Source organism: Streptomyces sp. NPDC059900 (assembly GCF_050270335.1).
Classification (GTDB): Bacteria; Actinomycetota; Actinomycetes; order Streptomycetales; family Streptomycetaceae; genus Streptomyces.
Genome location: NZ_JBNNJZ010000299.1, coordinates 1 through 10,156, shown reverse-complemented (window position 1 = coordinate 10,156; position 10,156 = coordinate 1). Strand labels below are relative to the sequence as shown.

The following is a 10,156-nucleotide window of genomic DNA, read 5'->3' as shown; positions in this document are numbered from 1 at the left end:
CGACTGAAGCCCCCGGATTCCTCCGGGGGCTTCAGTCGTGCAAGGCCTGTCGAGGCCTCAGGTCCGTCCGCGTCAGATCCGGACGCCGTGGGCCCGCAGATACGCGAGCGGATCGACGTCGGAACCGAAGCCGGGCCCCGTGCGCACCTCGAAGTGCAGATGCGGGCCCGTGCTGTTGCCCGTGGACCCCGAGCGCGCGATGCGCTGCCCCGCGCCCACCTTCTGGCCGGACTTCACGGTCAGCGCCGAGAGGTGGCCGTACTGGGAGTACTTGCCGTCGCCGTGCCGGATCACCACTTCATAGCCGTACGAGCCGCCCCAGCCGGCCGACACCACCGTGCCAGCGGCGACGGACCTTACCGAAGTGCCGGTGGCCACGGGGAAGTCGACGCCCGTGTGGTAGCCCTTGGACCAGGAGCCGCCCGCGGCGCGATAGGGGGTGCTCGGCGAGGCCGCCACGGGCGCGGAGAAGCCCTGCGAGGCCCCGGCGGGCTTCGCCTTCCTCGGCTCGGCCTTCTTCGGCTCGGCCTTCGGCTTCGGCTTGGCCTCGGCCCGCTGCTTGGGCTGCGACCGCTCCTTGGGCGCCGCCTCCGCCTTCCCGGACTTCTTCTGCGAGGCCTGGAGCACGAGCCGCTGACCCGGCGTGATCATGTCGGGGTCGTCGCCGATCGTCCGGCGGTTCGCCTCGTACAACTGCTGCCAGCCGCCGCTGACCCGGCGCTCGTCGGCGATCCCGGAGAGCGTGTCGCCGCGGACGACCGTGTACATCTGGCCGCGGCCCGCGGCGGACTGCGGGGTCACCTCCGGCTTGACGTCCTTGACGTCGCGCTGGGGAGCCTTCGTCGCCGCCTTCTTGGGCGCGCTCATCGGCGTGATGCCGGGCGCGTCGCCGCCCCGCTTCAGGCCTGCCCGCTCCGAGCAGACCGGCCAGGCCCGGGGCCCCTGCGCGTCGAGGACCTTCTCGGCGACGGCTATCTGCTGGTCCTTGGTGGCGCGGTCGGCGCGCGGGGCGTAGGCGGTGCCGCCGTACGCCTCCCAGGTGGACTGCTTGAACTGGAGGCCGCCGTAGAAGCCGTTCCCGGTGTTGATGCTCCAGTTGCCGGTGGACTCGCAGGCCGCCACCTTGTTCCAGGTGTCGACGTCGGCCGCCTCTGCCGTGCCGGTGCCGATCAGCGGGAGCGCCATCCCGGCACCGCCCGCCGTGACGGTCAGCGACGCACGGTTGATCCGGTTCGGCTGATACCGGCGGTGACGACCGCGTACGGCCATGGGAGCCCCCTCAGTCACACACATCTCAGTCACGTCAGACACACGACAAGGCGGCAAGCTAGCCGCTGGAACCGTGCCGTGACAAGAGCGCACGACCGAGGGGACGCGCGCCCGGTCAGCTCTTCAAGTGCTCCGCGAGCCAGCGGAGTTGGACACCTTGCTGGTAGGGACCGCCGCCCTCATGATCGTTGAAGGAGTACACCTCCATCGAACGCTCCGAACCCGTATAGGAGTTGTGGGCGGCGAACACGGTGGACGGCGGGCACGTCATGTCCTCCAGAGCCGCCGAGAAGAGCGCGGGCGCCGTGCCGCGCGCGGCGAAGTGCACGCCGTCGAAGTACGAGAGCGTACGGAAGACGCGCTCCTCGGCGCCGCGCTTGGCCTTCATGTAGAGCGCGATCTCCCGGTACGGCGGCCGCTCGGTGATGGTCGTGGCGCGCGGGAAGTCGCACAGGAAGGGCACGTCGGCCGCGATCGCCGTCAGGTCGTGGACCAGGCCGCCCACGGCCAGCGTGATCCCGCCGCCCTGGCTGCCGCCGACCGCGGCGACCCGCGAGGAGTCCACCAGGGGATGCGTGCGGGCCGCCTCGACGGCCCGCACGGCGTCGGTGAAGACCCGCCGGTAGTAGTACTCGTCGGGGTCGTCGATGCCGCGCGTCATGTAGCCGGGGTACGCGGGCCCGCTGCCGACCGGGTCGGGGGTGTCGCCCGCCGAGCCGCCGCTGCCCTGACCCCGGGTGTCCATCACGAAGTGCGCGAAGCCCGCCGCCGACCACAGCAGCCGCTCGTGCGGGAGGCCGCGCCCGCCGCCGTACCCGATGTACTCGACGACCGCGGGCAGCGGCTCGCTCGTCCCGGCGGGCAGTATCAGCCAACCTCTGACCGGGTGGCCGCCGAACCCGGCGAACGTCACGTCGAACACGTCGACCGTGCTCAGGTGCGCGTCGACGGGGACGAAGCGCGCGTCCAGGTCGTGCTCACGTGCGGCCGAAAGGGTCTTCTCCCAGAACGCGTCGAAATCCTCGGGCTCGGTCATGTCGGGCCGGTAGCGGCGCAGTTCGTCGAGCGGCATGTCGAAATGGGGCACGGGCGGCTCCTCCGTCGGACACAGTGTCGGGATGTCACGCTACGCCGCGGGGCAATACTGGCGAACACCACCGGCACTTCCACCTCCAGGAGCCACGGCATGAGCAGCACGTCAGCCCAGATCGGTGTCACGGGCCTCGCGGTCATGGGGCGCAATCTGGCCCGCAACTTCGCACGCAACGGCTACACCGTCGCCCTGCACAACCGCACGGCGGCCAAGACGCACGCATTGGTCGAGGAGTTCGGCGACGAGGGCGATTTCATCGCCACCGAGACCGCGAAGGAGTTCGTCGCGGCCCTGGAGCGCCCGCGCCGCCTCGTCATCATGGTGAAGGCGGGCGATCCCACGGACGCCGTCATCAAGGAGTTCGCGCCGCTCATGGAGCCGGGCGACATGATCATCGACGGCGGCAACGCGCACTTCGCGGACACCCGGCGCCGCGAGCGCGAACTGCGCGAGCTTGACATCCACTTCGTCGGCACGGGCGTCTCGGGCGGCGAGGAGGGCGCGCTGAACGGCCCGAGCATCATGCCGGGCGGCTCCCCCGAGTCGTATGCCTCGCTCGGTCCGATGCTGGAGAAGATCTCGGCGAAGGCCGAGGACGGCGCCCCCTGCGTCACCCACGTCGGACCTGATGGCGCGGGGCACTTCGTGAAGATGGTGCACAACGGCATCGAGTACGCGGACATGCAGCTGATCGCCGAGGCGTACCAGCTGCTCCGCGAGGTGGCGGGCTACTCCCCCGCGCAGATCGCGGACATCTTCCGCACCTGGAACACCGGCCGCCTCGACTCCTATCTGATCGAGATCACGGCCGAGGTCCTCAAGCACGTGGACGCCGCGACGGGCAAGCCGTTCGTGGACGTGGTCCAGGACCAGGCCGAGCAGAAGGGCACGGGCCGCTGGACCGTGCAGATCGCCCTGGACCTGGGTGTCCCGGTGTCGGGCATCGCGGAAGCGGTCTTCGCCCGGTCCCTCTCGGGCCACTCCGAACTGCGCGCGGCGTCGGCGGACTTGCCGGGTCCGAAGGCACAGCAGCTGAGCGAGGCCGAGGCAGGCGCCTTCGCCGACCAGGTCGAGCAGGCACTGTACGCCTCGAAGATCGTGTCGTACACGCAGGGCTTCCACGAGATCGCCGCGGGCAGCGAGGAGTACGGCTGGGAGATCGACCCCGGCGCGGTAGCCGCCATCTGGCGCGGCGGCTGCATCATCCGCGCCGCCTTCCTGGACCGCATCCGCGCCGCGTACGACGCACGCACGGACCTGCCGAGCCTCCTGTCGGACAAGACGTTCGCGCAGGAGATCGGCACGGCCCAGGACGACTGGCGCGCGGTGCTGGTCGCCGCCACCCGGCAGGGTGTCCCCACGCCGGGCTTCTCCGCGGCCCTCGCGTACTACGACGCGCTGCGCGCGCAGCGGCTGCCGGCCGCGCTCACCCAGGGTCAGCGGGACTTCTTCGGCGCGCACACCTATCGGCGTACGGACCGAGAGGGTTCGTTCCACACCCTGTGGGGCGGGGACCGCTCGGAGGTCGAGGCCTAGCACGCCCGAGAGGCACGGCAGGCCGTGCCCGCCGTCAGACCGGCTTCGGCTCGGTCTCCGGCTCCGGTCCCGGTGGCGGGAGCGGGGTCGGCGGCGGGGTCGGCGACGGCCGCGGCACGGGGCCGGGGCCCGGTGTGGGGCGCTCGGGGTCCGGCACCGGACTCGGCGTGTTCGGGTCGGGGATCGGGCTCGGCGGCGCGGGCTCGGGGTACGGGACGGTCATGTCTCCTCCATCGACGTCGGAGATCGGTCGTGTCCACTCTCTCCCGCCTCGCGTGCCCACGCCCGCCGAGTCCACGCATCCCAGCGCCCTGCGATCTCAGCCTCCGGTGCGCGTGAGCCGCATGACGGGGATGTCGCGATCCGTCTTGGCCTGGTAGTCCGCGTAGGGCGCGAAGAGCTCGACGAGGCCCGGCCAGACCCTGGCCTTCTCTTCGGCCGACAGGGTCTCGGCGCGGGCGTCGAAGCGCTCCTCGGTGCCCACGCGCAGCCGTACGTTCGGCTCCGCGACGAGGTTGAGGTACCACAGGGGGTGTTCGTCGGCTCCGCCGTTGGAGGCCACGACGAGGTAGTCGTCGCCGTCGCGGCCGTAGATCAGTACGGTGCGGCGCAACGTCCCCGTGCGCCGTCCGCGGTAGTCGAGCAGCAGGCAGGTGACACCCTGTACCCCGGTGCCCGTGAGGCCGCCCGACTCCTCGTACTGCCGGGCCTGCTTGGCCACCCAGCCGGTGGGACTGATCACGGCCTCTTCGTCCTGCTGCGCCATGTCCGCTCCTGTGAAGTGAAGTCGAAGGTGTACGCGGGAGGTGAGCAGTCACTCACCTCCCGCACGCAGCCTACGACTTGACGTACTCACCGCACCGGAGAACAGCCGCGCGCAGGCCGGCGCGCGGGCTGGAGATGACCGGTACGGACAGGGTGGCGCGGTCCGCGGCGTCCGCCATGGACGCCTGGGCGAGGACGACGGAGTCGACGCCCTCCAGGGCGTCGACGGCATCCGCGACCAGGCGTGCGTGGCCTTCCCCGTCACCGGCCTCGAAGCGCTCCCAGGCCCCTTCGACCAGGACCGTCGTGACCTCGACGGGTCGCCCGGCGCGGGCGGCCTCCTCCTCGACGAGGGCCCGGGTCGGCCCCAGGGTGCTCTCCAGGGTGGCGACGACGGCCACCGAACGCCCCGCGGCCACGGCCGCGGCGGCCATGGGCCGGTCCACCCGCACGAGAGGCACCCCGAGGGCGGCGGCGCGCTCCTCGGTGACGGCGCCGATCGTGGAGCAGGTGCAGAGCACGACGCTCGCACCGTCGGCGACGGTGCGTTCCAGCAGCTCCCGGATGTCGTCGGCCACCGCGTCCGGTCCCTCGGCGCGGGCCCGCGCGAGCAGGTCCTCGTGGACGAGATGGCGCAGGGCGAACCCCGGATGGTCCTGGTCGCGCAGCGCCTCGAAGACGGGCACGTGGACGGGCGAGGTGTGCAGCAGGGCAAGCGCCGGCGTCACCATGTGGTCGGCTCCGACCGCTGCCTGTCCCTGGCCGCGGCGGCCAGTTCCGGCGAGGGAACGGGTGCCTCCTGCGGATGCCGCTCGGCCCACTTCACGACGTACGGGCACAGGGGCGCGATGGCGACGGCTTCCCGCGCCGCCATCGCGTACAGCTCCCTGGCCATCGCTCCCGCGATGCCCTCGCCCTCGTGCGCGGGCTGCACCTCGGTGTGCACCGGCACCAGGGCCGGCTCCGGGGCGTCAAGGGTGAAGTAGACGATCTTGCCGACGACTTCGCCGTCCGCACGCGCTTCGAGGACGCCGCGCGCCCGGTCGTCGCGGATCTCGATCCCGCTGCTGCTCATCGACTCTCCTGGAGGGCGGGCGCGGCCTGCGGGCTGCGCGCCATGTCTTCGGCGCCCGGCACCGGCGCGGCCGCGTCGGCACCGAGGGCCACGATTCGGTTGTGCTCGCCCTCGACGTGCACGACCTTGGGCCGCAGGGTGCGGGCCTCGGCGTCGTCGACCTGGGCATAGCTGATGATGATCACCTTGTCGCCGGGGTGCACGAGGTGCGCCGCGGCGCCGTTGATGCCGATGACGCCGCTGCCGCGTTCGCCCTCGATGGTGTACGTCTCCAGGCGGGCGCCGTTGGTGATGTCGACGATGTGCACGAGTTCGCCGGGCAGCAGGTCGGCGGCGTCGAGGAGGTCGGCGTCGATGGTGACGGATCCCACGTAGTGCAGGTCGGCCTGGGTCACGGTGGCGCGGTGGATCTTGGACTTGAACAGAGTACGCAGCACTTTGGACTCCTGGAAGACGGCTCCCTGCCTGCTTTCTGCAGGTCAAGGGCGGTCTTCACTCTACACGGGCACGCGTCGGAGTCGATGATTGTGAGGAACATCGCTTCTCATTGAGGATAGGGCTTCCTGCCTGGGCATCCGCACCAACAAGGCTGTTGTGACGCCACCGACCAGGTGCCCGTTCGGACAGCCTTTTGAGGATGTTCTAGAACTGATGCTGACCAGATGCTGACTTACCTGACGTCGCACCAGGTGCGTGCAGGTCATCAGGATGACTCGCTGCCCGGGAGCACCCACTGCAGCCCGAGCGATTCGCGCGGAGCTCACAGAGCCAGCGGCAGGCGCACGACCTTCGCTTCGTACAAGTAGATTTCCGGAATCCTCAGTTCTACGACCGGAAAGCCCCAGACGCTCTCGCAATCAGTGGGCCATCCCGTTCCGTTGACCCGACGGGGCCGACCGAATGCTTAACCCTCTCCCCGGGCATCGCTATCAGCGCCAAGGGGCTCCCATGGCAAAGCTCGGCAGCGAGCTGGAAAAGGTCCACAGTAGATCGCCCCGTCGGTACTCCGATTGTGGCCGCCGACAGGACGCGGGTGTGCTGGTCGAGTCTCGGTGGGGCCAGGTGCAACCCCGGCCCCACCCGTTTGGTCAGACCTTGGCCTCAAGTACTCCCAGCGCCGTGTGGAGAACCGGCTCCACGCGCAGGCGTGTCCCGTCCCGGTCGAACACCTGGAGGGCTTCCAGGCAGACGACAGCCCCGCGTGCCTCCCCGTACGAGAGACCGGCCATCTCGGCCGCGGTGACGAGGTAGGCGTCGTCATGCCAATCGGTACCGAGCTGCTCGACGACCCCGTCGTAGGCGGCCTTGAGGGTGTCGTTCTCCAGCAGCCCCACGGCGTCGACGAACTGTTCGGCGCCGCTGCTCTGCTCCAGCCACGACGTCAGGTCCGCCAGCACCCGGTCCTGGTCCGGTCGGCGATCACGCAGCTGCAGCGCCTTATCCAGCAGGTACGGCCAGCCACCGGTCGCATCCGCCAGGTGCGTCAGCCGTTCCGCCGTCTCGCACAGGCTGTGGCGCTGCGTCCAGTCCTTCAGGCTGCGCAAGTCATGCCGGCGCAGCACCACGATGGTGTCGTGGTCGCCGTCGGGACCGGTGAGGAGGCCAGCCCAGAAGCCGGGCTGTTCCACACTCGACACGAGGACCACGGAGCGGGTCGCCTCGTCGGCCTCGGGCAGCACTGCCCTGGCCAGGTCGAAGGACTCGCGACAGGACTTCTCGCTGCCCAGCGAGAGATCACTGATGAGCAGTCGCCGCTCGCCCGCGCGGCCGGCGGCGAGCTCCTTGCGGAACGTCTTAGCGCTTCCGATGGCGGGCACGGACCAGCCCGCCACCCTGCCCGTCACCTCACGCAGGGTCCGTTCCACATCGGCAACGCCGGTCGCCCGTGTACCGAGAACGACGCGGACTTGGTTCACGTATTCGCCCAGCAGGTAGTCGATCTGGTTGACGGTGAGCGGGGCGGACCTGCCGTCGTAGAGGTCCGGACGGCTCTCCAGGACAACGGTCTCCTCCAGCCGGGACTCCGTCTCCGCCCGCAGCAACCGCGCCTCGATCTCCTGGGCGGTACCGATCATGCGGAGCGCGTTGGGCCCCCGCAGGTGCCAGCCCTGTCCGTCGTTGTTCGGTGCCAGGACACCGAGGCCGACCATCTCCTGCAGATAAGCGCGAAAACCCTCGCTGTCCAGGTGCTCAAAGCCGCGGGGCCACCAGCCGGCACATTCCTCCCGCAACTCCCTGTCACTGAGCCGGGTTTCCAAACCGTTGTCCCGGGCGTGCTGGGCAAGGACATTGGCGATGACGTGGTAGCGGTCGTCGAGGGCGAGGGTGTCCTTGAAGGCCGCGGTGATGTCCGAGCGCAGCGAGGTGTCCTGTTCCACCGCGTCGACATCGGACTCCTCGATCGTGTACGGAGGCGGCGCGAGTGGTGCGCGCGCCCGCTTGTCCTGCATGACCTGCACCATCCGGCTGCCGAAGATCTGCAGCAGGAAGGGCTGGTACGAGCAGAAGCCGAGCACGCGGTTGACGAGGTCGACATCGGCGAACTCGAAGCCAAGCGCACGCATCGGGTGCACGATCAGGTCGGCGGCGAACTGTGGGGCGAGCGGTCCCACGACCGTCGGGGTCTGCGCCAGGTGGCTGAACGGGCCGTTCCTGGCGAGCCGGGTGAAGCGCTGCACCGAGTGCAGACCGGCGAAAACGACCTTGGCCCGGCCGCGCGAGTCCTCACCCAGACCGCGCAGCCGGCGAGTCTCCGTGCACTCGGGGACGTCTGCCTCGAAGAAGCGGTCGCACTCGTCGAGGAGGATGAGCAACCGCCGGTCCGGATCCTGAGCGAGCCAGCGGGCGATTCCGTCGGTGACCCGCTGCCATGATTCCTGTTGTGGGCCCCGGCGTCGGGGCTCCTCCAGAACTCCCTGCCTGATCAGCTCCTGGTCGAGCGTGGGCCAGATAGCCTCGGCACCGAGTGCGGTGCCCCGGCCGATGCCGATCTTGTCCAGGTTGAGGTAGAGCTTGCGGTAGGCCCCCGGCCGCTGTTCCTCGAAGCGGTCCCCCGCGTCGGCGAGCAGGGCCGACTTGCCGAGACCCCGGCCGCCGTAGAGGATCTGGGTCCCCGCCGGGTCGTGGATACTCTTGCGCTCGCGGTCCCGTCCGTAGAACATCTCCCGGCCGATTTGGCCCCGCTTCTCCTTGATGTATGGGTTCACCGCTGAGAACGGGAGCAGCGTCTCGGTCGTGGCGTCCACCCGCCGGTTGCCGTGCGCGATGAGGTAGGCCAGCGCGGCGTCGTCCACCACCATGATCGGCTTGGTGTCCTGGGAGGCGACGGCCAGCTCATCACGGGTTCTGCTGTCAAGCGTCCCGAAGTGGACGACGAGCAGACTGCTCTCATCGGGGTCCTGCAGAGCGCGGGTGATGAGCAGTTTGGCCGCGGGTCGGCCCCAGATCAGCAGGGCGCGGAGCTTGCCGCCGCGGTCCTTGATCTGCGATCCGAAGGCGGGCGCCCAGGCACGGCCGGTGACGTGCACGGGCGCGAGTTCGAAGAACCGGTAGTCCTTGCCGCGCGGCAGATCGTCCAGAGGCCGTGCGCGCCGGGCCTCGTATCCGAGGAGCGCCAGCGCCGGATTGAGGCTCTCGCGCGGATTGATGTTGATACGGTCCTTCGTCGCGGCGAGCGTGCTCCACAACTTCAGGGCCGCGGCGGCCCGTTCGGCCTCCTCCTCCGAGAGTCCTGCATAGTCCAGTACGGCGCGGTCGCCGTACCGGCCACGGGCGCGGACGGCCGCGATCAACTCAGCGTCGATGCCGCCCGGCAGCGAGTCCGGCACGATGGGGAAGAACGCCTCCAAGTGCGAGTCCTCGGACCTGATCTCCGGTACCGGTTCGCCCAGTTCGAGGAAGTAGACGAGTTCGGCCGCAGTGGCCAGGCTGTCGGTGTCCAGATTGCGCAGGACTCGTTCGCGGTTCTCTGCGCTCACGTCCGTCAGCGCGGCCAGGCGGGCGCGCAGCCGGTCGGCGGCTTCCTCGCGGTAGCGGGGCAGCAGATCCTCGACTCGGTCGAGGTTGCGGCGGACCGCGGCCAGTTCGCCCGGCCGGTCGTGTTCCAGGTGTGCTCGGGCGTCCGCGAGCAGCTCTTGGAGGCTGACGTCCTGTTCGACGGTGAGTGCCTCGTCGGCCTGGGACCGGCGGAGTCGGGCAGCCAGTTGCCGTTGTTTCTCGGCGAGCGCCGTGCGGCGCTCCTTCTCGAACGCGCTGAGGTGTGCGCGACGCTCCTCCGAGAGCGACAAGGTGTGGGCCGCAGGAAGGACATCGAAGTCCGCGAGGTCCGTGATCGTGTGCATCACGCCGAATTCTTCATGGGCGACCTGCTGCTCGATCGCGTCATCCCAGGTTCGGTCGACTGCCTTCAGCAAGCCGTG

General features: G+C 70.0%; 8 protein-coding genes and 1 pseudogene. 1 reads left to right on the top strand and 8 read right to left on the bottom strand.

Annotation, left to right across the window (positions count from 1 at the left end):
- Positions 1–72: 72 nt before the first annotated feature.
- A complete protein-coding gene (locus ACQKIP_RS29780; RefSeq protein WP_365866998.1) occupies positions 73–1,269 on the bottom strand; it encodes a transglycosylase family protein in 1,197 nt (398 codons plus the stop codon).
- Between the two features lie 115 nt (positions 1,270–1,384).
- Complete coding sequence (locus ACQKIP_RS29775) at positions 1,385–2,356, bottom strand: acetylxylan esterase (protein WP_365866996.1); 972 nt, start codon at positions 2,354–2,356, stop codon at positions 1,385–1,387.
- Positions 2,357–2,455: 99 nt separating this feature from the next.
- Between ACQKIP_RS29775 and gndA the strand changes: the two genes are divergently transcribed.
- Complete coding sequence (gene gndA / locus ACQKIP_RS29770; RefSeq protein ID WP_365866994.1) at positions 2,456–3,898, top strand: NADP-dependent phosphogluconate dehydrogenase; 1,443 nt, start codon at positions 2,456–2,458, stop codon at positions 3,896–3,898.
- Between the two features lie 34 nt (positions 3,899–3,932).
- Here the strand turns inward: gndA and ACQKIP_RS29765 are convergent, their stop codons facing one another.
- The 6 genes and pseudogenes from ACQKIP_RS29765 to ACQKIP_RS29740 all read right to left on the bottom strand — a co-directional run.
- Positions 3,933–4,121 carry a hypothetical protein gene (locus ACQKIP_RS29765; protein WP_365866993.1) on the bottom strand — a complete coding sequence of 63 codons (189 nt, stop codon included), beginning with the start codon at positions 4,119–4,121 and terminating at the stop codon, positions 3,933–3,935.
- 96 nt (positions 4,122–4,217) lie between these two features.
- Positions 4,218–4,664 carry a nitroreductase family deazaflavin-dependent oxidoreductase gene (locus tag ACQKIP_RS29760; RefSeq protein ID WP_365866992.1) on the bottom strand — a complete coding sequence of 149 codons (447 nt, stop codon included), beginning with the start codon at positions 4,662–4,664 and terminating at the stop codon, positions 4,218–4,220.
- A 70-nt stretch (positions 4,665–4,734) separates the two neighbouring features.
- Positions 4,735–5,394 carry an aspartate/glutamate racemase family protein gene (locus ACQKIP_RS29755; protein WP_365866990.1) on the bottom strand — a complete coding sequence of 220 codons (660 nt, stop codon included), beginning with the start codon at positions 5,392–5,394 and terminating at the stop codon, positions 4,735–4,737.
- Complete coding sequence (locus ACQKIP_RS29750; RefSeq protein ID WP_365866989.1) at positions 5,388–5,738, bottom strand: GNAT family N-acetyltransferase; 351 nt, start codon at positions 5,736–5,738, stop codon at positions 5,388–5,390. The genes ACQKIP_RS29755 and ACQKIP_RS29750 overlap by 7 nt, the downstream gene beginning before the upstream one ends.
- Positions 5,735–6,175: an aspartate 1-decarboxylase gene (panD, locus tag ACQKIP_RS29745; protein ID WP_365866988.1), complete on the bottom strand. Its 441-nt coding sequence runs from the start codon at positions 6,173–6,175 to the stop codon at positions 5,735–5,737. Before panD ends, ACQKIP_RS29750 begins: the two co-directional genes overlap by 4 nt.
- Positions 6,176–6,826: 651 nt before the next feature.
- Positions 6,827–10,156, bottom strand: a pseudogene (locus ACQKIP_RS29740) (hypothetical protein); the annotation flags it as partial.

Coding starts and splice junctions, on each gene's coding strand:
- gndA (WP_365866994.1), top strand. CDS start 2,456: ATGAGCAGCACGTCAGCCCAGATCGGTGTCACGGGCCTCGCGGTCATG.
- ACQKIP_RS29780 (WP_365866998.1), bottom strand. CDS start 1,269: ATGGCCGTACGCGGTCGTCACCGCCGGTATCAGCCGAACCGGATCAAC.
- ACQKIP_RS29760 (WP_365866992.1), bottom strand. CDS start 4,664: ATGGCGCAGCAGGACGAAGAGGCCGTGATCAGTCCCACCGGCTGGGTG.
- ACQKIP_RS29765 (WP_365866993.1), bottom strand. CDS start 4,121: ATGACCGTCCCGTACCCCGAGCCCGCGCCGCCGAGCCCGATCCCCGAC.
- ACQKIP_RS29750 (WP_365866989.1), bottom strand. CDS start 5,738: ATGAGCAGCAGCGGGATCGAGATCCGCGACGACCGGGCGCGCGGCGTC.
- ACQKIP_RS29755 (WP_365866990.1), bottom strand. CDS start 5,394: ATGGTGACGCCGGCGCTTGCCCTGCTGCACACCTCGCCCGTCCACGTG.